Consider the following 22,669-nt stretch of genomic DNA (forward strand, 5'->3'; position numbering starts at 1 on the left):
GACTGACTCAGAGGTCAGCGACGGCGAGACGCCACCGCGATCGCGGCGAACACCGCCACCCCGCCGACCGCCCAGACCAAGGGAGACCGCAGCAGGTAGTCGGGACGGCAGGTCTTCACTGTGGCCTCAAGCCAGGCCCCGACACCGGATCGGCCTTCCAGCGCCAGCTTGTCGTTTTTGACGGCCATGGCCTTTTCCCCGGGGCTGGGGCCGGTCGGTCTTTTCGCTGGCCCGGAATACATCGCGCTCTTGATGAGGTCGTTTGGCGTCGCGCCCTCGTAGGTGCGGATGGTCCTGTCGGAGCAGGGGTAGGTGCCTCCTTTGCCCTGGTTCATGAGCGAGGGCAGATTCTCCATGGAGGCGTCCGGCGCGGCCTTCGCCTGGGCGGTGGCAGGGGTTGCTGCCGCAAGCAACGAGGCGAACCACAGCGCCATGGCGAAGACCTTGGCCCTCTGAGCAGGGTGGAGGCGGCGAGGCGCGGCGATGAATCGCGTCATCCTGACTGCCTCTCTCAGGTCAGATTCCCTGCCAATCAATCCGCAGCGGCCTATCGCTGTCAACAACAACGCGGGAATGTAAAAGCTTGAATCATCGTCACAGCGCGATCTAAAGGCGCCACCAGTTCAATGATTTCGTCTTGCGGTACCAGAAGATGTGAATCGGGTCACACCCACCGCCGCTCAGCCGGAGGCCCTGGCAGGTCTTGGATCGAACGAATCCATCGATGTTGCCCATGGATTTTTTGGGGTCAACATCGAGCGATTCAACTTCCAGTTTTGCCGGTTCTGAGCAGATGGCCTCCTGCACGTTCGGGTTGACCGAGAACTCCAGCAGATCCACCTTGGAGCTGTTCCTGAGGCGAAGCCCACTAAGTCTCTCCCCTTGAACCGGCCCAGATAGGCATGATCGCTGCGGCCGTCGCAGTCGCAATCGAGGGTGAGCGCTTGTTTCTCCCACTGAATGCCTGGAAGCAGATCGCGAAGCTTCTTTGGTGGAGCTGCTGAGGCTTGCATCGGTAGTGATAGCCCGAGAAGCAAGATCATGAACGGAGTGCTCTTCTGCAATGCACCCAACGATGTCATCACCTTAAAGCCATAATCCAGCGGAGCGGTGGGTATCTTTAGCTATATGGTGGATAGCAGTGGACTCAGGCATCTGGATTCAGCTTCTCCTGGCACCGCTTCAGGTTCTCCTGAACTCTTGCCGCTGATGGATGAACTGGGCCATAGGCTCTAAGCAGTAACCCGAGAGCGCGTTCATATAAAGGAACAGCTTCCTGGAACTTGGCCTGAAACTCATTCATTCTTGCTAGGTTATTCAATGAGAAGACTATGCCTGGGTGATCAGGGCCGTATGCCCCTTCATTGATAGCAATAGCGCGGCTGTAGAGTGACTGGGCTTCCTCAAAGCGAGATAGCATTGTTAGTAGCGCTGCCAGGTTGCTCAAGGTGATGGCCACAGATGGGTGGCCAGGGCCGTAGACCGCTTCCTTGATTTCAAGCGCACGGCGATAAAGCGGCTCCGCCTCCTCGTAACGCGACAGGTCGTCTAGAATCAGTCCCATGTTGTTTAGGCATTTGGCAACTTCCAGGGGATCGTGGCTGCTTTCAGCTTCACTTATCGCCAATGCTCGCCGGAAAAGCGCCTCAGCTTCCGAATAGAGGCCACGCGACCTCAATAATAATGCTAAGCCACTAATTGACGAACCGACTTCTGGGTGATCAGGGCCGTAAGTCGCTTCCTTCATTGCGAGAGCACGGCGATAAAGTGTCTCAGCTTCTTCTAAACGCGACATGTCATGCAGAAGAATCCCCAAGTTGTACAAGCAGGTTGCAACTTGTTGGAGATCAGGGTTCCTTGCAGCCTCATGGATCGCCAATGCTCGCCGGAAGAGCAGCTCGGCATCCTCGTTACGCGAAAGTGTTCGCAGCATGTACGCTTGATAGCAAAAGGTGGTCGCCACCTCTGGGTGATCATGCCCGAACGATTCTTCCAGCCACTGCTGGTGGTCTTCCAGCACAGGAACGAGAACGCGCCAGATCGTTCCCTTGGCCAGATGCTCACTCCGTTTGTTGAACCAGCAGCACAACTCCTTGGGATCGTGAATGTGGCGAGCATGGGCCAGGGCCCGGCGAAGCCGTTCGCCATCCTCAGGCGTGATGTCTTTCGCCTCCCGCACAGCCAGAGGCCCATCGAAGCGCTCGAATCCCCACCGATGCCAGGCAGCAAAAGTGTCCGCGCGGGTGCGTTGATCGTGTTGCTGCAGATGCAGCAACATCTCGTTGTGGAGCTGCCACTGGCCCGGCGCTGGTTGCTCGATCGACCAGCCCTGTGCGAAGCGATCGCAGGCGCTGGGGGGATAGCCGGTCCCGAAGTGTTGGACGGCGTCATGGAACAGCGCTGCATCCCAAGTCCCGAAGCTGGCCATCAGGTGCATGGTTTCAGCCTCTGAGATCTCCAGGTGGCTGAGCAGCCGCTCGATCACCAGCTCATGGCTCCCCCCGAAGGCCTCCGGCAGGCGCTGCTCGGGCGAGAGCTTGTCGTGGAGCTGGGTTTCCAGCTCCAGGTAGAAGGGCACCCCGGCGGCATGCTCGAGGATGGTGGCCACCAGATCTGGATCGGTGATGCCCCGCTTGGCCAGAAAGGCGCTTGCATCGCCATTGGAGAGGCTTCCCACCAGGTGCTGCTCGCAGCACGCCTCCCAGGCCGGGTCGTAGGGCTGCCAGTGCAGCCGGTTGCGGCCGGTGATCACCCACAGCACCTGGGGCAGTTCCCCCACCAGGCTCACCAGCCATTCCTCTCGCAGCTGCCGGTGCTCCCCCTGCCGCCCGAGGCCGCCGTGCCACAAGGTCTCGTAGGTGTCGAGAAAGATCACCGGCGCGGGCAAGGAGCGGGCCAACTCCTCGTTATAGAGCTCATCGGGGCTTGACATCGCCACCAGACCATCCCTGAAATCCTGGGCCCAGAGCTGAGGCAGCAGTTCAATCAGCTCCTGCTGGGTCTTGCCGGAAAGATTGCGCAGCAGGGGTTCAGCTCGATGGAGATACCAATTCCTGAGAATCTGTGAGGTATCAGTGACGCTCTTGACGACATTGAGAGTGAGGCCGATAAGCGGGGCCTCCTTCGCCACAGTCAAGGCCTTTTTGAGCAGCTCATCCAGCACACCGGCATAGGGCCCGGCCCGATCCAACAGTGGGGCTGTTTGGGTGATCACGGGAGCCTCAGGATGGAAGCGACCGGCGTAATGAATCAGCGCAAGGGTGAAGGTGGGGAACGGAAAAGCAGGAAAACACTGCCTGAGCCGAAACAGGGCGGTGTCGGGTTCGGTGGTGCCAGCAGTGGCAAAGTCGAGCCGTGCGCAGGGGTGTTTACTGTGCTGTTGGATGAGGAGTTGATGGAGTTTCTGGGAGAGGGTGGTTTTACCGATGCCACCTTCCCCGTAGAACACGAGAACATTGTTCTCTTGGGGTTGTTTCGCAGCCAACAGACGCTCGAACGCCTCAATCAGGCCCGTTCGATCGGTGAAGACATCCAGGGCATTGGGCCGTACTGGATCGTGTCGCCTGGAGACCTGGGGCATGGCTCAGGGCGCTGCGGAGCAGCCACGGACACGAGAGCCGATTTTAGGTGGTTAAAACAGAGGCTTTTTCAGTAACCCCGTGGGGCTTGGGTGATTCGGCCTGTCTGACACGTCATGGACGGAACCGGATAAGCCCCACGCCTGCCGCCTCCAGCAGAAGAAGAGTGCGGTCAATCTCTGGCAGGGATTCAGCCTTCGGCGCCTGGAAAGACATATGACTCAAGCAGATCTGCAGAACCCTCATGCTGCAGTGGCCCCAACCTTGCCCGGTGGAGCCCTCCACCCAAGAGGTGGCCGACGCCCGTGGGCTGCTCAGCCCAACCCAACCACAGCCCGCTCGCAGCGTTCCAGTTCGGCCTCCAGCAGAACCAGCAGCTCTGATCGCTCGGCCGGCAGCGGGAAGGGACCTGCCTCGTAGCGGGCCTCCACGGCGAATTCCTGCAGCGCCGCCAGGCGGGGCTCCAGAACCTGTCCCGCCACAGACGCCAGGTCGCTCAGCTCATGCACCCGAGGTGGCCGGCGATCGCTCAGCACGATCCAGGCCTTGAGCAGCTTCTCCACCACCTGCTGGGCGGTGAAGCCCCAGTCCTCCTGCGGATACGCAGGATCCAGCCCGATCCGCAAGGTCCTCAGATGGCGGCGCACGATCGCGAGCAGCAGGGCCGCGTCCTCAGCCGGCGACATAGAGCACCTTCCCCTCGCGGGCCACATCGCCGAACACGTGCCAGCGCGAGCCACTCAGCCGTTCGGCGTCGGCGGCCCCGGCCACCACCAGGTCCACCCTGACGCCGAGGGGCCCGAGGGCCGCTCGAAAGCGCTGCCAGCAGGCGGCCTTCTCCGCGGGGGGGAGCTGGGGGCGGTCCACGATCACGGCCAGGTCCAGGTCGGAATCAGGACGCGCCTCGCCGCGGGCCCGCGATCCGAACACCAGCACCGCCATCACCTCGGCGTCGGCGCAGAGGCGTGCCAAGGCCAGGCGACAGGCCTCGGGATTCAGGCCGGGGCCGAGATCCGGCAGCGGCGCCAGCCCCCGGGGCTCACGCCAGGGAATCGCGGGCGGTACGAATGGCTGTGCGGAGGCGGAAACCATGGCAAAACGCTACCGCCGCTGACCGCAAGGACCTGTCGACGCGGCCACACCAACCCGTCTCCCCGTTCCTAGTCGCCGCCCTGAACGGCCAGGAGCTTGCGCTGCTGCTTCCAGCGCAGCACCTGCCAGACCATGAACACCATGAGCAGAGGAAGCACCGCCACCAGCACCACGAACCGATAGGCGTTGTCCATGATCTCTCCGCCGGCGGTGGCCGCCAGGACCTGCTCCACCAGATAGAGCCCATAGAGACCGAGCAGCAGCCAGCCCTCGAGGCGGGAAATCGCGCCATTGGTCCAGAAGATCGGCAGGCAGGCCAGGGTGGTGGCCACCATGATCGGCAGGTCGCGGCTGATCATCACCGGGTCCACCGCCAGCCCCTTGCCTCCGGAGACCACGGCGCACAGCCCCAGGATCAGCACCTGGTTGAGCAGGTTGCTGCCCACCACGTTGCCGATGGCCAGGTCGGCCCGGCCCCGGTAGGCGGCCACCAGCGAGGTGACCAGCTCGGGCATCGAGGTGCCTGCGGCCACGATCGTCAGGCCGATCACCGTCTGGCTCACCCCCAGGGCCACGGCGGCGGTGGTGGCCCCCTTCACCAGCAGCTGGGAGCCGAACACCAGCAGGGCCAGGCCGGCCGCGAGCTTGAGGGTGGCCACCATCGGGGTGGACCGGCCCTCTTCAATCTCTTCCGCAGCTTCGGGCGGATCTTCCGAGGCGGTGCGCATCTCCCAGACGACGTTGGCCACCAGGGCGAACAGCAGTGCCACCCCCGCCTGCCACGTGAGCCGGCCCCCGGAGGCCATGCCCCAGACGGCCATCGAGATACCCAGCAGCAGGGGCACGTCTCGGCGCACCAGGCGGCTCTGGACCCGCAGGGGAACAATGGCCGCGCTGGCGCCCAGCACCACGAGGATGTTGAAGATGTTGCTGCCCACCACGTTGCTGACCGCCAGGTCGGCATCCCCCTGGATGGTGGAGAGCAGGCTCACGAACAGTTCCGGGGCGCTGGTGCCCAGGGACACCACCGTCAGGCCGATCACCAGCTGGGGAATGCCGAGCAGCAGCGACAGGGCGACAGAACCTGCCACGAACAGTTCACCGCCACCGAACAGCACCAGGATCCCGAGAATGATCTCGACGACGCTGGGCAGCGTGGGCATGGCGGCTGGTCGTTGAACTCCCGACTCTAGGGAGAAGCCAGCGTGTCCCTGGAAGTGACACGCTGGATCTCCCCTTCCCGCGCCCCCCTGGACCAGGAAACGCTGCTGTTCGAGCCGGCCCGACCCGCCGCCGATGCCCTGCGCACCGTGCTGGCCTTCCCGAGCAGCTATTCGGTGGGCATCACCAGCCTGGGCTATCAGGTGGTGTGGGCCAGCCTGGCGCGCCGCAGCGACCTGGACGTGCGGCGGCTGTTCACGGATCAGGGGGATCCGCCGCACCGCTCCTGCCACCTGTTCGGCCTGTCGCTCAGCTGGGAGCTGGACGGACCGGTGCTGCTCGACCTGCTCGCGCGGCAGGGCATCCCCCTGTGGAGTCATCAGCGGGGGGAGAACGACCCGATCGTGTTCGGTGGCGGCCCGGTGCTCACCGCCAATCCCGAGCCCCTGGCCCCCTTCTTTGACGTGGTGCTGCTCGGTGACGGCGAGCTGCTGCTGCCCGCCTTCATCGACGCGCTCCAGGCCAGCCGCGCCCTGCCCCGCCCCGAGCGCCTGCGGCAGCTGGCCCGGGTTCCCGGGGTCTACGTGCCATCGCTGTATGCCCCCCGCTACGACGCCGATGGGGCCCTGCTGGGGGTGGAGCCCACCGCCACCGAGGTGCCGGCCACCGTCGCCAAGCAGACCTGGCGGGGCAACACGCTCAGCCATTCCACCGTGATCACGCCGGAGGCGGCCTGGCCGTCGATCCACATGGTGGAGGTGGCCCGCAGCTGCCCGGAGCTCTGCCGCTTCTGCCTGGCCAGCTACCTGACCCTGCCGTTCCGCACCGCCTCCCTCGACGACGGCCTGATCCCGGCGGTGGAAACGGGGCTGGCGGTGACCCAGCGGCTCGGCCTGCTGGGGGCCTCGGTGACCCAGCACCCCCAGTTCCCCGACCTGCTCAGCTGGCTGGATCAGGACCGTTTCGAGGGCACCCGGGTCAGCGTCAGCTCGGTGCGGGCCGCCACGGTGACCCCCCAGCTGGCGCGGATCCTGGCCCGGCGGGGCAGCAAGTCACTGACGATCGCCATCGAAAGCGGCAGCGAGCGCATGCGCCGGGTGGTGAACAAGAAGCTGAACAGCGAGGAGATCTTCGCCGCGGCCCGCTACGCCAGGGAGGGTGGCCTCAGCAGCCTGAAGCTCTATGGCATGGCGGGGCTGCCCAGCGAGGAGGACGCCGACATCGAAGCCACCGCCGACCTGCTGCTGGCCCTGAAGAAAGCCACCCCTGGCCTGCGGCTCAGCCTTGGGGTGAGCACCTTCGTGCCCAAGGCCCACACCCCCTTCCAGTGGCAGGGGGTGCGCCCGGAGGCGGAGAAGCGCCTGCAGCGGCTGGCGCGGCGCCTGCAGCCCAAGGGCATCGAGCTGCGTCCGGAGAGCTACGGCTGGAGCGTGATCCAGGCCCTGCTCTCCCGCAGCGACCGCCGCCTGGCGCCGGTGATCGCCGCGGCGCGGGGCCAGCACGACAGCCAGGGCGGCTGGAAGAAGGCCTACCGGGCGGCCCGTGCCGGCGAGGTGGCCGCACCGGCGGATCTGCCGTTCCCCCTGCCGCTGCCGCCCCCCTGGGAGGAGGTGGTCCACGCCACCTGGGGAGAGGAGACGGTGCTGCCCTGGACCCACCTGGAGGGGCCCCTACCCCCCGCCACCCTGCTCAGGCACCGGCAGGAGGCGCTGGCTGGCGATAGCAACGCAGACCCGCCAGCAGCACCCAGCCCGCCACGTTGACGCGGCTGTCGTAGAGGGGAATGTCGGTGGCGTGCAGGGCCACCAGCACCAGGGTCGCCGCCCACCAGGCCCGATCGAACAGGCTGCCGCCGGCCATGCCCAGCCAGCCGGCCCGGCCCAGCAGCCACAGCACCAGCCCCACCACGAGCACCGCGACCGGCACCCCGTGGCTCAAGGCCAGATCGATCGGCAGGTTGTGGGGGTGGCCGTGCCAGAAGCCGGTGCGCATCGGGTAAATGATGCTGAAGGCGGCCGCACCCCAGCCCAGCCAGGGCCGTTCGGCGATCAGCCCCAGCGCCACCTGCCACTGGGCGAGGCGGGTGATCGCCAGCGGTCGCTGACCGCCGTGCTCCAGGTCGATCAGCCGGCCCCAGATCGCCTCGGGCACCACCTGCCGGGCCAGCTCCTGCGGAGCCGCCGGCACCCAGGGCAGGGTGGACAGGCCGATCACCGCCAGCACCACCAGCAGCACCGGCAGCAGCCACAACCAGCTGCCGGGCCCGGCCACCACGGGCACCGCCAGCAGCAGGGCCCCCCAGGCATTGCGGGAATCGGTGAGGAACACCGCCGCCACCAGGCCGGCGGCGATCACCAGCACCACCCCCCGGCGTCGCCAGCCGAGGCCCGCCTCCATCAGGGCCGCCAGGGTCAGGGGCCAGGCCAGTACCATCCAGGCCCCGGCGATGTTGGCGTAGTCGAACAGTCCCGCCAGCCGCTCCGGCGGGTTGCCGCCGGCCTTGATGTGCCAGATGATCAGACCCCCCAGCCACTGGAAGGGTCCGCTCCAGCCCCACCAGAGCTGGCCCAGGCCGGTGAGGATCACGGGCACCGTGCCGGCCACCAGGGCCAGGGCCACCCGGCGGCGGGCGGCGGGGGTGCCCAGATACACCTGGAAGCCCCAGAAGCCCCAGAAAAACGGCAGCCAGTTGCCCATCCCCAGCCAGGCCAGTTCGTTGCTGGCGGCCCGGAAGCAGCCCAGCACCATCAGCACCGCCGCCACCAGAAGCACGACGTTGGCCCGGTCCGCCAGGACGGAGCGGCGGCCGCGGCTGCCCAGGATCAGGGCCAGCAGCAGGGCCAGGCCACCCAGAAAGGCGCTGCTGGCCAGCAGGAACAGCCCCAGCTGGAAGCAGCGCCAGCCCAGGGGGGTGGCGGCGGCCGGCTTGGGCGCCATCAGGCGCTCGTCGAGGGCGGAAAAACGGATCACCGGAGCGGTGGCAGTAGCGGAGGACCGGCAGCGGGTCCCAGGGGAAGGCTCAATCAAACACGGCGGTTCGGCCCCTGTAGACCATCACCTGTCGCCGCAGAAACAGGCGCACCGCCCGGGCCAGGGCCAGCCGTTCGGTATCGCGGCCCTTGCGGATCAGGTCCTCCACCTCGTCGCGGTGGCCCACGTGCATGGTGGCCTGCTCGATGATCGGCCCCCCGTCCAGCTCCTCGGTCACGAAGTGGGCGGTGGCGCCGATCAGCTTGACCCCCCGCTCCCAGGCCCGGTGGTAAGGCTGGGCCCCCTGGAAGGCCGGCAGGAAGGAGTGATGGATGTTGATCACCTGGGAGAAGCGGGCCAGGAAGGCGGGGCTCAGCACCTGCATGTACTTGGCCAGCACCACCAGCTCGATCCCCTCCTCCTCCAGCAGGGCCAGCTGGGCCTGCTCCACGTCTGCCCGGGAGGCCGCCGTGATCGGCAGATGCACGAAGCGGGCACCGAAATCAACCGCCAGCACCTCCAGGTCCGGGTGGTTGGAGACCACCAGGGGCACCTGCATCGGCAGCTCCCCGGAGCGGGTGCGCCAGAGCAGGTCCACCAGGCAGTGGTCCTGGCGGCTGGCGAAGATCGCCACCCGCGGCAGGGCGTCGGAGACATGCACCTGGCCCTCGCCGCCGAGCCGCCCCGCCAGGGCCGCCACGGCCGGAACGATCGCCTCACGGGGCAGGCCGAACCCTTCCAGCTCCCATTCGATCCGACTCAGGAACAGCCCTGCCCCCGCATCGGTGTGGTGGTCGGCATGGAGGATGTTGCCGCCGTTGGCGGCCACCCAACCCGAGAGTTCGCTCACCAGCCCTGGCCGATCGGGGCAGATCAGCTGCAGGATCGCCGTGGGGGAACGCATCGATGATTCCGGAACGGATCGGTCAGAACCGTCATGGTGCCGCAGGCGGGCCGGTAAAGTCACGGCGCCAGCCACGTCACAGCACCGTCCCATGGCCGTCGCGTCGATCTCCACGCCCCTCTCCCTGATGGGTGTCCTGCGCCGCCTCAGCCTGCTCGCCGTGGCCCTGGTGCTCAGCGTTTCCCTGGTGTCCTGCTCGGGCGACCAGACCCGCAAGGCCCCGACGATCAGCCCCGAGGACATGACCCTGATCGCCCGCCAGACCGAAGGGTTCCTGGCCGCGAAGGAGCGCCTGCCGGAACTGGCCGACCTGGTCAACGAACGCAACTGGGTGTTCACCCGCAACCTGATCCACGGCCCGATGCAGGATCTGGGTCGCCAGATGCTTTACATCAACCAGCGCCTGCTGCCCGCCGACCGGGCCGAGGCCGCCAAGCGGGCCACCAAGCTGAAGGCCTCCCTGGCCAAGCTCGATGAGGCCGCCCGTCTGCAGGATGGCGAGAACCTGCGCAAGGACTACATCAAGGTGGCCACCGGCTTCAGCTCCTACGCCGAGGTGATTCCGGCCGAGGCCATCGCCCTGGCCGAATCCTTCAGCGCCGAGGCCAAGGTCTCCAACGCCGTGCCACCCGCCCCCTCGCCCAGCACCCCCGCGCCCCAGCCGATCGCCACCGGCGACGCCGACGCCTGATCCGCACCCCGGCGGGCACCACTCCCGTCCCTGCTGAGGCTGGACGGTCCCCGCTGACGGCGTCCGGCAGCTCCGTGATCGTGGTGGGCGGGGGCATCGTCGGCCTGGCCTGCGCCTGGTGGCTGCAGGCCCGCGGCCATGCGGTGCTGCTGCTCGATCCGGCCCAGGCAGCCGCTGCTGACGAGGGCCCCGCCGATGGCGCCGGCCCAGGGGAGGGCCCCGAGCGCAGCGGCAGCCTGGCCGCCCTCGGGGTGCTGATGGCCGACAGCTTCCACAGGGAGCGCGGCCGGGCCTGGGACCTGCGTCAGTGCAGCCTGGAGCGCTGGACCGAGTGGCGCCACGAGCTGGCCGAACGGGGGCATCCGATCCCCTACCGCTCCGGGGTGTTGCTGCTCGCGGCCGATGGGGACGAGGAGGAACGCCTCGCGGCGCTGGGTGCCCGCAAGCGGGCCCTGGGTCTGCCCCTGGAGCCCTGGGACCGGCGCCGGCTGGAGCAGCTCGAGCCCACCCTGCCCCAGCCGTCGCTGGCGGGGCTCCACTCCGGCCGCGACGGCCAGCTCGACCCGGGATCGGCCCTGGCCGCCCTGGCGGCGGATGGCCGAGCACGGGGCCTGAGCCTGCGGGAGGAGGCGGCCGTGGCCCTGCGTCCCGATGGCGGCGGCTGGCGGGTGGAGCTGGCCGGTGGCGGCGTGGAGCGGGCGGCGTGGGTGGTGCTGGCGGCGGGGACCGCCAGCGGCGCGCTGCTCGAAGCAGCCGCGGGGGGGGCTGCAGGGCTGGACGGTGGCCGCCGGGTGCTGGAGCCGGTGCTGGGTCAGGCCCTGGAGCTCGAGCTGGACACCCCTCTCCCCACCCACTGGCCCGGGGCAGTGGTGTGGCGGGGCGTCAATCTGGTGCCCCGTCCCGACCTGGAGGGGGGCCGCCGCCTGTGGCTGGGGGCGACCCTGGAGCCGGGCCGCCGGGCCGACCCGGACCAGCTCCGGGAGCTGCGCGACCTCGGGGGTGCGGCACCGGAGTGGCTGCGGCAGGCGCGGGTGGTGCGCCGGTGGCAGGGCCTGCGCCCCCGCCCCCTCGGCCGGCCGGCCCCCCTGCTGGAGCAGGTGGCCCCGGGTCTGCTGCTGGCGAGCGGCCACTACCGCAACGGCATCCTGCTGGCGCCGGCCACCGCCGCCTGGGTGGCGGAGCAGATCGAGGCCCGCCCCACCGACGGCTGAACATTGCGGCCGCCATGAAAAAGCCCCCCTGGAGAGGGGGGCCGTGGCTGTCTGAACCGCGGCGCTCGGCCGCCGGATCACTTGCTCTCGGTGAACTCGGCGTCGATGACGTCATCGGCGGCCGAGGCGGTGCCGTTGCCGTTGCCACCGGGGGCGGCGCCGGCGGCGGCACCCTCGGCCCCGGCCTGCTGGTACACAGAGGCACCGGCGGCATAGAGCGCCTGCTGGAGCTGCTCGAGGCTGGCCTTGATGGCCGGGGTGTCGTCCTTCTCAAGGGCCTCCTTGAGGTCCTTGGCGAAGCCCTCCACCTTGGCCTTGTCCTCGGCGCCCACCTTGTCTCCCAGTTCGCCGAGCTGCTTCTCGGACTGGTAGATGAGGGTCTCGGCCTGATTCCTCAGGTCGATCTTCTCGCGCTTCTCCTTGTCGGCGCTGGCGTTGGCCTCGGCGTCCTTCACCATCTTGTCGACTTCGTTGTCGCTGAGGGTGGAGGCCCCGGTGATGGAGATGCTCTGCTCCTTGCCGCTGCCCTTGTCCTTGGCGGTGACGCTGAGGATGCCGTTGGCGTCGATGTCGAAGGTGACCTCGATCTGGGGCACGCCGCGGGGGGCGGGGGGGATGCCGTCGAGGCGGAAGGTGCCCAGCGACTTGTTGTCGGAGGCCATCTCGCGCTCACCCTGGAGCACGTGGATCTCCACGTTCGTCTGGCCGTCGACGGCGGTGGAGTACACCTCCGACTTCTTGGTGGGGATGGTGGTATTGCGGGTGATCATCTTGGTCATCACGCCGCCGAGGGTCTCGACGCCCAGGGAGAGGGGGGTGACGTCGAGCAGCAGGATGTCCTTGACCTCACCGGCGAGCACACCGCCCTGGATGGCGGCACCCACGGCCACCACCTCATCGGGGTTCACCGTCTGGTTGGGGGTCTTGTTGGTGATCCGCTTGACCAGCTCGAGCACCGCGGGGATGCGGGTGGAGCCGCCCACCATGACGATCTCGTCGAGTTCGCTGGTGGAGAGCTTGGCGTCCTTGAGGGCCTGTTCCACCGGCACCCGGCAGCGGTCGATCAGCTTGGAGGCGAGCTCCTCGAACTTGGCCCGGGTGAGGGTGAGGTCGAGGTGCTTGGGCCCTTCGGGGGTGGCGGTGATGAAGGGCAGATTGATCTCGGCCTGGGTGGCGCTGGAGAGCTCGATCTTGGCCTTCTCGGCCGCCTCGGTGAGGCGCTGGAGGGCCTGCTTGTCCTGGCGCAGGTCGATGCCTTCGTTGGACTTGAAGTTGTCGGCCAGGTGATCGACGATGACCTTGTCGAAGTCGTCGCCGCCCAGGTGGGTGTCACCGCTGGTGGAGAGCACCTCGAAGACGCCGTCACCCACTTCCAGGACGGAGACGTCGAAGGTGCCACCGCCGAGGTCGAAGACGAGGATGCGCTCGTTGCTCTTGCGATCCAGGCCGTAGGCCAGGGCCGCGGCCGTGGGCTCGTTGATGATCCGCAGCACTTCGAGGCCGGCGATCTTGCCGGCGTCCTTGGTGGCCTGGCGCTGGGAGTCGTTGAAGTAGGCAGGGACGGTGATCACCGCCTGGGTGACGGTTTCGCCCAGGTACTTGCCGGCGTCCTCGGCCAGCTTGCGCAGCACTTCAGCCGAGATCTCCTCGGGGGCGAACTGCTTGCTGAGCACCGGGCACTTGACCTTGACGTTGGAGCCGGCCTTCTCGACGCCGTAGCTGACTTCCTTCGACTCCTCGTTCACCTCATCCACCCGGCGGCCGATGAACCGCTTGACGGAATAAAAGGTGTTCTCCGGGTTCATGACCGCCTGGCGCTTGGCGATCTGTCCGACCAGCTTGTCCTGGTTCTTCGTGTAGGCCACCACCGACGGCGTCGTGCGGAAGCCCTCGGCGTTGGCGATCACCGTGGGCTTGCCGCCCTCCATCACGGCGACGCAGCTGTTCGTGGTGCCGAGGTCAATACCGACGACCTTGCCCATGGATGACCACCTCCTGGTGTGGATGAAGTTCTGACTGGAGCCATCTTCCGCATCCGGGGTTCACCCAGGCGAGGGGTGGTTCCCGAACCGGTGCCGTACCGGGACGGGGGCGAGGGCCTGTCGGGGCCTGGGATCCGGGGGATCTACGGTCGGGCGGCAGCTGCTCTCGCGAGCCCATGGCGACCCCACAGGCAGCACCGACGATCGGTGGCGGCACCGCCCTGGCGGGGGTGCTGGGCGATCCGGTGCGCCACTCCCTCTCGCCGGCGATGCACAACGCCGCCATCGCGGCACTCGGCCTTGACTGGGCCTACCTGGCCCTGCCGGTCGCGGCGGCGGACCTGGCCGTGGTGCTGCAGGGCCTGGAGGCGATCGACTGCCGCGGGCTCAACGTCACCCTGCCCCACAAGCAGGCCGCGGCCGCCCTGGCGCAGGAGCTGACGCCGCTGGCCCGGCGGCTGGGGGCGGTGAACACCCTGGTGCGACGGGACGGCGGCGGTTGGCTGGGCGCCAACACCGATGTGGAGGGGTTCCTGGCGCCGCTGCGCGCCCTGGCCGCCCGCGAGGCGCTGGTGCTGGGCTGCGGCGGCAGCGCCCGGGCGGTGGTGGCGGGCCTGGTGGAGCTGGGCCTGGACCGCATCCGGGTGGCGGGCCGTGACGGCACCCGCCTGGAGCACTTCCTCGCCTCCTGCGCCGACTGGGCCCCTGGCCTGGAGCCCCTGGCCTGGGCGCCCGGGGCGGCCGGCCAGCCGGACCCCCTGGCCGAGGCGCTGGCGGCCGCCGATCTGGTGGTCAACACCACCCCCCTGGGCATGGCCTCCGGCCGGGATCCGGCGGCGGCGGCCCGCTCGCCCCTGGATCCCGCCCAGGTGGCCCTGCTGCGGCCGGCGGCCACGGTCTACGACCTCATCTACATCCCGCGACCCACGACCCTGCTGCGCCAGGCCGGCGAGAGGGGCTGCCGCACCATCGACGGCCTGGAGATGCTGGTGCAGCAGGGGGCCGCCTCCCTGCGGCTCTGGAGCGGCCGGCGGGAGATGCCGGTGATCGCCATGCGGGACGCCGCCCTGGCCAGGCTGGGGGACCCCTAGCCTGCGGGACATCTCCGCACCCCAGTCAGCCCCCCCATGGAAGGTCCTCCGATCTGGCAGCGGCTGCTGGGAGCCCTGGCCTACCTGCTTCCCCTGAGCGACGCCCTGCGCTTCGGTCAGGCCCTGTTCGACATGTTCCCGCTGCTGCGTTGGCTGGCGCTGCCTGCCCTGCCCCTGGTGGTCCTCGAGCAGGTCATTCCCTTCGGCGGCCTGGTGCTGTTCCTGTTGCTGTTCCTGCTGGTGGTACGCAACCCCCGGGTGCCCTACCCGATCCGCTTCAACGTCCTGCAGGCGATCCTGATCGACATCGTGCTGGTGCTCCTCGCCCTGGCCTTCGACACGGTGCTGGCGCCCCTCGGCGCCGGGTTTGCTGTCCGCACCCTGTCCAACACGATCTTCCTGGGCACAGTGCTGCTGGTGCTCTTCTCGGTGGTCCAGAGCCTGCGGGGCAAGGAGGCCGACATCCCCACCGTCTCCGAAGCGGTGCGCATGCAGCTGTTCTGAAGGGGGCTACGGCGTTGCGATAAGGTCTTGGATCCGTCGCTGACGGGCCCCGGTGCCCTTCAGCCCCTCCACAGGCGACCATGACGCAGCCCTACTACGAAACGATGTACATCCTCCGGCCGGACATCCCGGAGGAGGAAGTCGAGACCCACGTCGCCAAGTACCGCGACATCGTCGTCGAGGCCGGTGCCGAAGTGCTCGACACGCAGATGCGCGGCAAGCGCCGCCTGGCCTACCCGATCGCCAAGCATCGCGAAGGCATCTACGTGCAGCTCAACCACAGCGGCGACGGCCAGCAGGTGGCCCTGCTCGAGCGGGCCATGCGTCTCTCCGAGGACGTGATCCGTTACCTGACCGTGATCCAGGACGGTCCCATGCCCCCGCCCCGCAGCGTTCCCGGCGCGGCGGTCGAAGTGGCGCCCACCGAAGCTGCCACGGCCTGAGCCGGCTTGTTCCCGGCTGATCACTGGGCCTACAGTCCGCCCAATGGGTGCTAGGCGATGACTGCGACGGACAAGTCCACGGGCGGCGAGGAGGCCGGCCCGGAAGGCAGGCCAGCGTCGCGAGGCCTCCCGGCCCAGCCGGCCTTTACCACTTCCAGCTGGCCCGCCAAGCCGGCGCCGCCGCCGGCGAGCGTGTTGACGCCCGGCCAACCGGTGGCGCCCGTCCCGGCTCCGCCCCCGGCCAGCTTCAGCTTCGGCGAAGTTCCTGCCCCTGCGCATCCGGCCCCCCTGGCCGCCGAGCCCGTCGTTGACGACCTGGGCCCTCCCGTGGCGGCCGTCCCCCCGACGTCAGAGACGCCTCAGGCCGTGATCGCTGCTGCGGCGCCGGCGGCCACCGCCACCCCCAGCAGCCTGGCGATCACCACCACGGGTCCCGATGCCCAGCAGCTCGAAATGGAGTTGGCCGCCGCCCGGGATGAGCTCAAGGCCCTGCACGAGATGCTGGAGGACCTTCCTGAGATCTTCGAGCGCAAGTTCCAGCAGCGCCTGGCGACGGTGATGGAGCACCAGAAGCACCTGCTCGCCGACAACCAGGCCCTGCGAGACCGGCTCTACAGCCTGAACCCTGCCGCGGCCGATGGGCCGCCCCCGGGCTCAGGACGCCCCCAGCCGCTGCTGCTGCCCACGGTGGCCAGGAAGCAGGGCTGGGGCCAGGCCCTCAAACGGGCCCTGCGGCTGGGCGGCGAGGGAACGCCCCAGAAGATCAGTCGCCACGACGACGGGCGGCCCATAACCGCGTAGGCATCCCCCACACGTAGATGAAGCCCTCGGCGGCCCGGTGGTCGAAGAGGTCCTCGGCGCCGTAGGTGGCCATGTCGGGCACGTAGAGGCTGTCGCTGGCGCTGGAGCGCCCCACCACGGTGGCGCTGCCCTTCTGCAGCCGGATCCGCACCAGGCCGTTGACCGTGGCCTGGGTGCGGTCGAGGAAGCCATCGAGGGCGTCCTTGAGGGGGCCGAACCAGAGGCCCTGGTACACCAGATCCGCCCAGCTCATCTCAATCTGGCGCTTGTAGCGGAGCACGTCGGCGGCCAGGGTGAGGCTCTCCAGCTCCTGGTGGGCCCGGATCAGCAGCAGCAGGCCCGGGGTCTCGTAGATCTCCCGGCTCTTGATGCCCACCACCCGGTTCTCGATCATGTCGAGGCGGCCGAAGCCATGGGCCCCCGCCAGGGCATTGGCCCGGCGGATCAGGGCCACCGGATCGAGGCGCTCGCCGTCGATGGCCACCGGATTGCCCTGCTCGAAGGCGATCTCCACCACCTGTCCCTCGGCCGGAGCGTCCGCCACCGAGCGGGTCATGGCGAAGACCTCCTCGGGCGGCTCCACCATCGGATCCTCCAGGGGGCCGGCTTCGATGCTGCGGCCGAGCAGGTTGAGGTCGATCGAATAGGGGGATTTCTTGCTCACCGGCGCCGGGATGTCGCAGCGCTCGCCGTAAGCGATCGTCTCCTCCCGGCTCATGCCCCACTCCCGGGCCGGGGCCAGCACCTTGAGGTCCGGGGCCAGGGCGCCGATGGCGATGTCGAAGCGCACCTGGTCGTTGCCCTTGCCGGTGCAGCCGTGGGCCACCGCGTCGGCCCCCACCTCCCGGGCCACCTCGACGAGGCGGCGGGCGATCAGGGGGCGGGCCAGGGCCGTGGACAGGGGGTAGCGCCCCTCGTAGAGGGCATTGGCGCGGATGGCCGGGAAGGCGAACTCGCGAATGAAGGGATCGATCAGGTCGTCCACCAGGGAGCGGCTGGCGCCGGCCGCCAGGGCCTTGAGCCGGATCGGCTCGAGTTCGTCGCCCTGCCCCAGGTCGGCGGCGAAGGTGATGACCTCCTTCACGCCCCACTCGCGCATCAGGTAAGGGATGCAGACGCTGGTGTCGACACCACCGGAATAGGCGAGCACCACCCGCTCGGCACGCGGCGTGCCCACGGGCGGTTCAGCGCCCGCCCCCTGCTGCCCCAACGTCGCCATCCGTGCCGCTCCTGCGCTGTGGCGCCCGATTCTGGCGCCTGGAGGTCATTCTCCCCCCTGGTCCGCCGGCGGCAGCCGCCAGCGCAGCAGCACCACCAGGGCCAGCAGCAGGGGCGGCCCCAGCACCAGGGCGGCCACCAGCGCCGGCTGGACCGGCAGCGGCTGGGGCCAGCGCAGGCCGGCGGCGGCCAGCAGGATGCTGAGCACCAGGGCCGCCGACCAGAGACGGCCCACCTCCAGGAACTTGGACGGGGTCATGGGGGCGGCGCGATAGTGTGGTGAGTCGGTCCTTGACGACCCAGCCTGACGGCATGAGCATTCTCGACACCATCAACCCCTCCCTGACCCGCTACCGGCGCAACGAGCCCGCGCCGGTGCTGCCGTTGCGGGATGAGCCCGATCTGCTGAGCCTGCTCGAGGCCAGCGGCCGCCTGGTCGCCGACGAGGAAACGGCCAGCACCGATGTGAGCACGGTGGAAGAGGAGGAGCTGTCGGCGCTGATGGGCGAGAAAGAGGATTACAGCCCGGCCGATGAGCCCTCGGAGGAAGACTGGGAGGACTGACGGTCCGATCCGTCGCCACCCTGCCGCCTCTCCGATGGCCTCCCGCGACGGCCGCACACCTGCGGCCCTGCTCGCCCTGATCCTGCTGGCCGCCTGCCTGGCCAGTGATGCCCTGGTGGCCAACTCCCTGCTGACCCTGCCGCTGGTGGTGGCGGCCCTGGTCAGCGCGGGGGTGGCGGCCCTCGGGGTTCCCCGCCTGAGGGCCTTGAAACTGGGCCAGGTGATCCGCGATGAGGGGCCCCAGGCCCACCACAGCAAGGCGGGCACCCCCACCATGGGCGGCCTGTTGGTGGTGCCCGTGGGGGTGCTGGTGGGGGGGCTGATCAGCCCGGAGGATCCCCGCCCGCTGGCGGTGGCGGCGGTCACCCTGGCCTACATGGCGATCGGTGCCGTCGACGACTGGCGCAGCCTCACCCGCCGCACCAACACGGGCCTGAGCCCCCGGGGCAAGCTGCTGCTCCAGGCCCTGGCGGCGGTCGGCTTCCTGGCCTGGGCCCACCAGGGCGGCTGGCTGGGGGGCGGCCTGCCCGGCGACCTGGGTCTGCCCTTCGGCCGGGTGCTGACCCTCGGACTGCTGATCTGGCCCCTGGCCCTGTTCGTGTTCCTGGCCGAGAGCAACGCCACCAACCTCACCGACGGGCTCGACGGCCTGGCCGCCGGCTGCGGCGCCATCGTGTTCACCGGCATGGGGCTGCAGCTGATGCTGCGGGGCCACGGGGGAGATCCGGTGCTGGCCGCCTTCTGCACGGCCATGGCGGGCTGCTGGCTCGGCTTCCTCAGCCAGAACCGCCACCCGGCCCGGGTGTTCATGGGCGACACGGGCTCCCTCGCCATGGGGGCGGCCCTCTCCTCGGTGGCCTTGCTCACGAACAGCCTCTGGCCCCTGCTGCTGATGGGAGGCGTGTTCCTGGCCGAATCCCTCTCGGTGATCCTGCAGGTGGGGGTGTTCAAGGCCACCAAGGGCCCCGACGGCCAGGGGCGGCGCCTGTTCCGCATGGCGCCCCTGCACCACCATTTCGAGCTCGGCGGACTGCCGGAGCAGCAGGTGGTGCTCGGGCTCTGGGGCGCCAGCCTGATACTGGTGCTGGTGGGACTGGTGCTGCTGCCCTGAGCAGCCGCTCCCTGTCGTCGATTGCGGCGACCCTGCCGACCGATCCGTCGCACCCCCGGCCATGGCGTTTTTCACCTGGAAGGAAACGGGCCTCACCGCCGACTGCGTCAGCCTGGAGGCGATGGCGGCTCGGTTCGAGGAGGCGGCCGCCCTGATGCGCCGCATGGCCGATGAGGGCTTCAAGGTGGAGCGCCACCCGGAGGGGCAGCGCATCACCCACCCCGACCCGGCGGTGTTCGGGGCCTATGGCTTCGTGAGCGAGGAATCGGCCGAAAGCCAGCTCACCCTGCTGGAGGAGCCCGGCGCCTGATCAGCGGCGCAGGTACCCCACCACCCACACCAGCACGAAGGCCAGGGACGACACCCCCAGGTAGACCAGGGTCCAGGTCTGGAAGTCCGTGACGCTCCAGCCGAAGGGCAGCAGGCCGTTGGCCGCGTCACCGGCGGTGCTGAAGGCGAGGATTCGGGAGGCCAGGGGGCCGAAGCCCTGGGAGAACACGGGGAGAGCCGCAGGCATCGCGGCAGGTTAGGGGAAAGGGCGTGCGCCGCGTCAGGATCGCCTGATCCGCACCCCAGCCATGGCACCAGGCCCTTCCCCCTTCCCGCGGACGGTGATGCTGCTGGGCAGCGGCGAACTGGGCAAGGAGGTGGCCATCGCCGCCCAGCGGCTCGGCTGCCGCGTGATCGCCGTCGACCGCTACGCCGGTGCCCCCGCCATGGCGGTGGCGCAGGTGAGCGAGGTGGTGGCCATGGCCGACCCCGAGGCCCTCAAGGCGGTGGTGCGGCGCCATCGCCCCGACGTGGTGATTCCGGAGATCGAGGCCCTGGCGGTGGATGCCCTCGCCGAGCTGGAGGCGGAGGGCCTCACGGTGATTCCCACCGCCCGGGCCACGGCGGTGACGATGAACCGCGACCGCATCCGGGACCTGGCCGCCGGCGGGCTGGGGCTGCGCACCGCCCGCTTCGCCTATGCCGAAAGCGCCGCCGAGCTGGCGGCGGCGGCGGCGCCCCTGGGCTGGCCCGTGGTGGTGAAGCCGGTGATGAGCTCCTCCGGCAAGGGGCAGAGTGTGGTGCACGGCCCCGAGGGGATCGACGCCGCCTGGGAGGCGGCCATGGCCGGTGCCCGCGGGGAGGGGACGCGGGTGATCGTGGAGGAGTTCCTGCGCTTCAGCCTGGAGATCACCCTGCTGACGGTGCGCCAGTGGCAGGGCCCCACCCTGTTCTGCCCGCCGATCGGCCACGTCCAGGAGCGGGGCGACTACCAGTGCAGCTGGCAGCCGGCCCGGCTGGGGGCGGAGCAGCTGGCGGCGGCCCAGGCGATGGCCCGGGCCGTCACCGACGACCTGGGCGGCGCCGGCCTGTTCGGGGTGGAGTTCTTCCTCTGCGGCGAACCCGGCGCCGAGGAGGTGGTGTTCTCCGAGCTCTCGCCCCGGCCCCATGACACCGGCCTGGTGACGCTGGTGGGCCAGAACCTGAGCGAATTCGAGCTGCACCTGCGGGCAGTGCTGGGGCTGCCGATCCCGGAGATCCGCAGCCTCGGAGCGGCGGCCTCACGGGTGATCCTGGCCGGAGCGGACGTCCCTACGGGAGCCGGTACTCCCACCTACCTGGGGCTCGATCAGGCCCTGGCGGTGCCGGACACCCAGGTGCTGATCTTCGGCAAACCGGAGGCCCGGCCCTGGCGGCGCCTGGGTGTGGCCCTGGCCCGCGGCGACGATGAGGCGGACGCCCGCCGGCGCGCCGATGGGGCCGCGGCCCTCGTGCAGGTGCAGACCAGCCGATAAACCGTCGCCACCACTGGTTTTTCGCCGCTTCGAGCCCTATGGTGCGCCCCTGCGGGTAGCACAATGACTCAGGCCCATTCATCCTCGAGGCTCTCGCGCTCCCGGAAGAACCGGCAGAGGAGGGAGCTCGGGGCCGTGGCTCTGCCTGAGAAGACCGGCACCAGGCCCGATCCGAAGCAGCGGCCTTCCGCCCCGCAGCGCTCCCGCCGTCGCCCCCTGGTCACCTTCGGGATCGGCGTGGCCGTCGGTGCCGTGCTGGCCGGGCCCCTGCCGGCGCGGATCGCCCCCTTCCTGGCGGGCCTGATTCCCAGTTCGCGCAGCATCGGGGCGGTGCTGAATCCCCTCACCGTCGAGAACCGCCCGATCCTCGTGCTCGGCCGCGATTCCGTGGGCGAGAACACCGACGTGATGTTCACCGTGCGCCTTGATGGCGACATCACCCACATCACCCAGGTGCCGCGGGACACCTTCATCGAATCGCCCGAGCTGGGGGTGGTGAAGGCCAACTCCCTGTTCGCCCTCGGCGGCATCCAGACCGCCAAGGCGGAAGTGGGCAACCTGCTCTCCACCCCGGTGGAGCGCTACCTCAAGGTCAACCTCGACGCGGTCAACAAGGTGGCCGAGGCCCTCGGGGGCGTCGAGGTAGATGTGCCCAAGCGCATGTACTACGTCGACAACGCCCAGGGCCTCTACATCGACCTCTACCCCGGCAGGCAGCTGCTGAAGGGCAAGGAGCTGGAGGGCTTCCTGCGCTTCCGTCACGACGAGCAGGGCGACCTGGGCCGGATGGAACGCCAGCGCCTGGTGATGGCCCAGGTGTTCAGCAAGCTGGCCCAGCCGGCCACGATCGCCAAGCTGCCGGCCCTGCTGGAGATCGCCGGCAACGACATGGTCACCGACCTCTCGCCGATCGAGATGACCCAGCTGATGTCCGCCCTCGGCAAGACGAAGCTGAGCACCCAGCGGGTGCCCGGCCGGCTCTACTGGCACAACGACCTCAGCTACTGGATGCCTGACAGCAACCAGGCCCACGCCAGCGGCAGCGGCGAGGAGCCGCTGCCCTGAGGCTTCAGGCCACGGGGCCCCGGCCGTCGTCCGGGGTGCGCCAGCCGGCGGTGAGCTCGGCCAGCAGCTGGGCCAGCCCCTCCTTTTTCGGCAGGTCGGCCTCCGCCGCCCACTCGATCTCCTGGATGCGGGCGTCGGCGAGGCCGAGCAGCTCCACCAGATGGCGGTAGGCCACCCGCTCCTGGGCGTTGATGCTGGGCTCGCCTGGTGAGCGCCGGCCCACCCGCACCATCATGTAGCTGAGCTTCAGGGCCAGCTGGCGGTCGTCGGAGCCGGGGAGCTGGGCCACCAGGGCATCGAGGCCGGCCAGCGGCAGCCGCTCGGCCAGAAAGGCCTCCAGCTGCGCTTCAGCGAGGCTGTCGGGGCTGCCGCCGTGCAGCTGCGTGGCCACCTGTTCGGCCAGCAGCTCCCGCTCGGCCCTGGAGCATTCGCCGTCGGCCCAGGCGACGGTGCAGACGATGCGCAGCAGGGCCGCCTGGGCGGGGGTGAGTTCAGCCAT

At 69.2% G+C, this 22,669-nt stretch carries 24 protein-coding genes and 1 pseudogene; 12 read left to right on the forward strand and 13 right to left on the reverse strand.

Going from position 1 to position 22,669, the window contains the following annotated elements; all coding sequences use genetic code 11:
- Positions 1 to 14 precede the first annotated feature (14 nt).
- From VB738_RS02400 to VB738_RS02425, 6 genes are all read right to left on the reverse strand, one after another.
- Entirely contained in the window at positions 15 to 434 is a 420-nt protein-coding gene (locus VB738_RS02400) for a hypothetical protein (protein WP_323304221.1), read from the reverse strand.
- A 172-nt stretch (positions 435 to 606) separates the two neighbouring features.
- On the reverse strand, positions 607 to 840 hold the full coding sequence (locus tag VB738_RS02405) for a hypothetical protein (RefSeq protein WP_323304222.1): 234 nt from the start codon (positions 838 to 840) through the stop codon (positions 607 to 609).
- 307 nt (positions 841 to 1,147) lie between these two features.
- Entirely contained in the window at positions 1,148 to 3,580 is a 2,433-nt protein-coding gene (locus tag VB738_RS02410) for a tetratricopeptide repeat protein (protein WP_323304223.1), read from the reverse strand.
- A gap of 312 nt (positions 3,581 to 3,892) precedes the next feature.
- A complete protein-coding gene (locus VB738_RS02415; RefSeq protein WP_323304224.1) occupies positions 3,893 to 4,264 on the reverse strand; it encodes a HEPN domain-containing protein in 372 nt (123 codons plus the stop codon).
- Positions 4,251 to 4,670, reverse strand: coding sequence for a nucleotidyltransferase domain-containing protein (locus VB738_RS02420; RefSeq protein ID WP_323304225.1), 420 nt, complete (start codon positions 4,668 to 4,670; stop codon positions 4,251 to 4,253). Before VB738_RS02420 ends, VB738_RS02415 begins: the two co-directional genes overlap by 14 nt.
- Positions 4,671 to 4,738: 68 nt before the next feature.
- The gene (locus tag VB738_RS02425; protein WP_323304226.1) at positions 4,739 to 5,833 is read right to left on the reverse strand and encodes a calcium/sodium antiporter; all 1,095 of its coding nucleotides are present in this window, start codon (positions 5,831 to 5,833) and stop codon (positions 4,739 to 4,741) included.
- Positions 5,834 to 5,980: 147 nt separating this feature from the next.
- Here VB738_RS02425 and VB738_RS02430 point away from each other — a divergent pair, with 147 nt between their 5' ends.
- Positions 5,981 to 7,594 (forward strand): radical SAM protein, encoded by a 1,614-nt coding sequence (locus tag VB738_RS02430; protein ID WP_323304394.1) that lies wholly within the window; start codon positions 5,981 to 5,983, stop codon positions 7,592 to 7,594.
- Here VB738_RS02430 and VB738_RS02435 read toward each other — a convergent pair.
- Positions 7,521 to 8,801 (reverse strand): O-antigen ligase family protein, encoded by a 1,281-nt coding sequence (locus VB738_RS02435; RefSeq protein ID WP_323304227.1) that lies wholly within the window; start codon positions 8,799 to 8,801, stop codon positions 7,521 to 7,523. The genes VB738_RS02430 and VB738_RS02435 overlap by 74 nt on opposite strands.
- A 49-nt stretch (positions 8,802 to 8,850) precedes the next feature.
- A complete protein-coding gene (gene purU, locus VB738_RS02440) occupies positions 8,851 to 9,705 on the reverse strand; it encodes a formyltetrahydrofolate deformylase (RefSeq protein WP_323304228.1) in 855 nt (284 codons plus the stop codon).
- A 124-nt stretch (positions 9,706 to 9,829) separates the two neighbouring features.
- Between purU and psbQ the strand changes: the two are divergent.
- Positions 9,830 to 10,285, forward strand: a pseudogene (gene psbQ / locus VB738_RS02445) (photosystem II protein PsbQ); the annotation flags it as partial.
- A 185-nt stretch (positions 10,286 to 10,470) separates the two neighbouring features.
- Entirely contained in the window at positions 10,471 to 11,607 is a 1,137-nt protein-coding gene (locus VB738_RS02450) for an FAD-dependent oxidoreductase (protein ID WP_323304229.1), read from the forward strand.
- Positions 11,608 to 11,684: 77 nt separating this feature from the next.
- Here VB738_RS02450 and dnaK read toward each other — a convergent pair whose 3' ends face one another.
- Positions 11,685 to 13,589, reverse strand: a complete 1,905-nt coding sequence (dnaK, locus tag VB738_RS02455; RefSeq protein ID WP_323304230.1) for a molecular chaperone DnaK — start codon at positions 13,587 to 13,589, stop codon at positions 11,685 to 11,687.
- A 176-nt stretch (positions 13,590 to 13,765) separates the two neighbouring features.
- Between dnaK and VB738_RS02460 the strand changes: the two genes are divergently transcribed.
- The 4 genes from VB738_RS02460 (at position 13,766) to VB738_RS02475 (ending at position 16,428) form a co-directional block, all read left to right on the forward strand.
- Positions 13,766 to 14,680 carry a shikimate dehydrogenase gene (locus tag VB738_RS02460; RefSeq protein ID WP_323304231.1) on the forward strand — a complete coding sequence of 305 codons (915 nt, stop codon included), beginning with the start codon at positions 13,766 to 13,768 and terminating at the stop codon, positions 14,678 to 14,680.
- Positions 14,681 to 14,716: 36 nt separating this feature from the next.
- A complete protein-coding gene (locus VB738_RS02465; protein WP_323304232.1) occupies positions 14,717 to 15,184 on the forward strand; it encodes a Tic20 family protein in 468 nt (155 codons plus the stop codon).
- 80 nt (positions 15,185 to 15,264) lie between these two features.
- Complete coding sequence (rpsF, locus tag VB738_RS02470) at positions 15,265 to 15,627, forward strand: 30S ribosomal protein S6 (protein ID WP_323304233.1); 363 nt, start codon at positions 15,265 to 15,267, stop codon at positions 15,625 to 15,627.
- Between the two features lie 57 nt (positions 15,628 to 15,684).
- Complete coding sequence (locus VB738_RS02475; RefSeq protein WP_323304234.1) at positions 15,685 to 16,428, forward strand: hypothetical protein; 744 nt, start codon at positions 15,685 to 15,687, stop codon at positions 16,426 to 16,428.
- On the opposite strand, the gene VB738_RS02480 is transcribed toward VB738_RS02475, so the two are convergent.
- Together VB738_RS02480 and VB738_RS02485 are read right to left on the reverse strand one after the other, a co-directional pair.
- Entirely contained in the window at positions 16,391 to 17,647 is a 1,257-nt protein-coding gene (locus VB738_RS02480; protein WP_323304235.1) for an argininosuccinate synthase, read from the reverse strand. The genes VB738_RS02475 and VB738_RS02480 overlap by 38 nt on opposite strands.
- A 45-nt stretch (positions 17,648 to 17,692) precedes the next feature.
- Positions 17,693 to 17,905, reverse strand: coding sequence for a hypothetical protein (locus VB738_RS02485; protein ID WP_323304236.1), 213 nt, complete (start codon positions 17,903 to 17,905; stop codon positions 17,693 to 17,695).
- A gap of 53 nt (positions 17,906 to 17,958) precedes the next feature.
- Here VB738_RS02485 and VB738_RS02490 point away from each other — a divergent pair, with 53 nt between their 5' ends.
- The 3 genes from VB738_RS02490 (at position 17,959) to VB738_RS02500 (ending at position 19,631) form a co-directional block, all read left to right on the forward strand.
- Complete coding sequence (locus VB738_RS02490) at positions 17,959 to 18,210, forward strand: DUF3134 family protein (RefSeq protein WP_216907275.1); 252 nt, start codon at positions 17,959 to 17,961, stop codon at positions 18,208 to 18,210.
- Positions 18,211 to 18,244: 34 nt separating this feature from the next.
- Entirely contained in the window at positions 18,245 to 19,321 is a 1,077-nt protein-coding gene (gene mraY, locus VB738_RS02495; RefSeq protein ID WP_323304237.1) for a phospho-N-acetylmuramoyl-pentapeptide-transferase, read from the forward strand.
- Between the two features lie 61 nt (positions 19,322 to 19,382).
- Entirely contained in the window at positions 19,383 to 19,631 is a 249-nt protein-coding gene (locus VB738_RS02500) for a hypothetical protein (RefSeq protein ID WP_323304238.1), read from the forward strand.
- Here VB738_RS02500 and VB738_RS02505 read toward each other — a convergent pair whose 3' ends face one another.
- Complete coding sequence (locus VB738_RS02505) at positions 19,632 to 19,838, reverse strand: 5'-phosphoribosylglycinamide transformylase (protein ID WP_323304239.1); 207 nt, start codon at positions 19,836 to 19,838, stop codon at positions 19,632 to 19,634. It abuts the gene before it with no gap.
- A 61-nt stretch (positions 19,839 to 19,899) separates the two neighbouring features.
- On the opposite strand from VB738_RS02505, the gene purT reads away from it, so the two are divergent.
- Both purT and VB738_RS02515 read left to right on the forward strand, forming a co-directional pair.
- A complete protein-coding gene (gene purT / locus VB738_RS02510) occupies positions 19,900 to 21,105 on the forward strand; it encodes a formate-dependent phosphoribosylglycinamide formyltransferase (RefSeq protein WP_323304240.1) in 1,206 nt (401 codons plus the stop codon).
- A gap of 135 nt (positions 21,106 to 21,240) precedes the next feature.
- The gene (locus tag VB738_RS02515; RefSeq protein WP_323304241.1) at positions 21,241 to 22,170 is read left to right on the forward strand and encodes an LCP family protein; all 930 of its coding nucleotides are present in this window, start codon (positions 21,241 to 21,243) and stop codon (positions 22,168 to 22,170) included.
- A gap of 4 nt (positions 22,171 to 22,174) precedes the next feature.
- On the opposite strand, the gene VB738_RS02520 is transcribed toward VB738_RS02515, so the two are convergent.
- Entirely contained in the window at positions 22,175 to 22,669 is a 495-nt protein-coding gene (locus VB738_RS02520) for a hypothetical protein (RefSeq protein WP_323304242.1), read from the reverse strand.

It is taken from the genome of Cyanobium gracile UHCC 0139, from assembly GCF_034931325.1.
GTDB classification, from domain to species: Bacteria; Cyanobacteriota; Cyanobacteriia; order PCC-6307; family Cyanobiaceae; genus Cyanobium; species Cyanobium gracile_B.

Bases quoted from the DNA above. Each gene is read 5' to 3' on its own strand.
- VB738_RS02465 (WP_323304232.1), top strand. From the start codon at position 14,717: ATGGAAGGTCCTCCGATCTGGCAGCGGCTGCTGGGAGCCCTGGCCTAC.
- VB738_RS02480 (WP_323304235.1), bottom strand. From the start codon at position 17,647: ATGGCGACGTTGGGGCAGCAGGGGGCGGGCGCTGAACCGCCCGTGGGC.
- VB738_RS02460 (WP_323304231.1), top strand. From the start codon at position 13,766: ATGGCGACCCCACAGGCAGCACCGACGATCGGTGGCGGCACCGCCCTG.
- VB738_RS02425 (WP_323304226.1), bottom strand. From the start codon at position 5,833: ATGCCCACGCTGCCCAGCGTCGTCGAGATCATTCTCGGGATCCTGGTG.
- purT (WP_323304240.1), top strand. From the start codon at position 19,900: ATGGCACCAGGCCCTTCCCCCTTCCCGCGGACGGTGATGCTGCTGGGC.
- VB738_RS02520 (WP_323304242.1), bottom strand. From the start codon at position 22,669: ATGGCTGAACTCACCCCCGCCCAGGCGGCCCTGCTGCGCATCGTCTGC.
- VB738_RS02410 (WP_323304223.1), bottom strand. From the start codon at position 3,580: ATGCCCCAGGTCTCCAGGCGACACGATCCAGTACGGCCCAATGCCCTG.
- mraY (WP_323304237.1), top strand. From the start codon at position 18,245: ATGGCCTCCCGCGACGGCCGCACACCTGCGGCCCTGCTCGCCCTGATC.
- VB738_RS02485 (WP_323304236.1), bottom strand. From the start codon at position 17,905: ATGACCCCGTCCAAGTTCCTGGAGGTGGGCCGTCTCTGGTCGGCGGCC.
- VB738_RS02400 (WP_323304221.1), bottom strand. From the start codon at position 434: ATGGCGCTGTGGTTCGCCTCGTTGCTTGCGGCAGCAACCCCTGCCACC.
- VB738_RS02420 (WP_323304225.1), bottom strand. From the start codon at position 4,670: ATGGTTTCCGCCTCCGCACAGCCATTCGTACCGCCCGCGATTCCCTGG.
- purU (WP_323304228.1), bottom strand. From the start codon at position 9,705: ATGCGTTCCCCCACGGCGATCCTGCAGCTGATCTGCCCCGATCGGCCA.
- VB738_RS02415 (WP_323304224.1), bottom strand. From the start codon at position 4,264: ATGTCGCCGGCTGAGGACGCGGCCCTGCTGCTCGCGATCGTGCGCCGC.
- VB738_RS02475 (WP_323304234.1), top strand. From the start codon at position 15,685: ATGACTGCGACGGACAAGTCCACGGGCGGCGAGGAGGCCGGCCCGGAA.
- VB738_RS02500 (WP_323304238.1), top strand. From the start codon at position 19,383: ATGGCGTTTTTCACCTGGAAGGAAACGGGCCTCACCGCCGACTGCGTC.
- VB738_RS02505 (WP_323304239.1), bottom strand. From the start codon at position 19,838: ATGCCTGCGGCTCTCCCCGTGTTCTCCCAGGGCTTCGGCCCCCTGGCC.
- rpsF (WP_323304233.1), top strand. From the start codon at position 15,265: ATGACGCAGCCCTACTACGAAACGATGTACATCCTCCGGCCGGACATC.
- dnaK (WP_323304230.1), bottom strand. From the start codon at position 13,589: ATGGGCAAGGTCGTCGGTATTGACCTCGGCACCACGAACAGCTGCGTC.
- VB738_RS02490 (WP_216907275.1), top strand. From the start codon at position 17,959: ATGAGCATTCTCGACACCATCAACCCCTCCCTGACCCGCTACCGGCGC.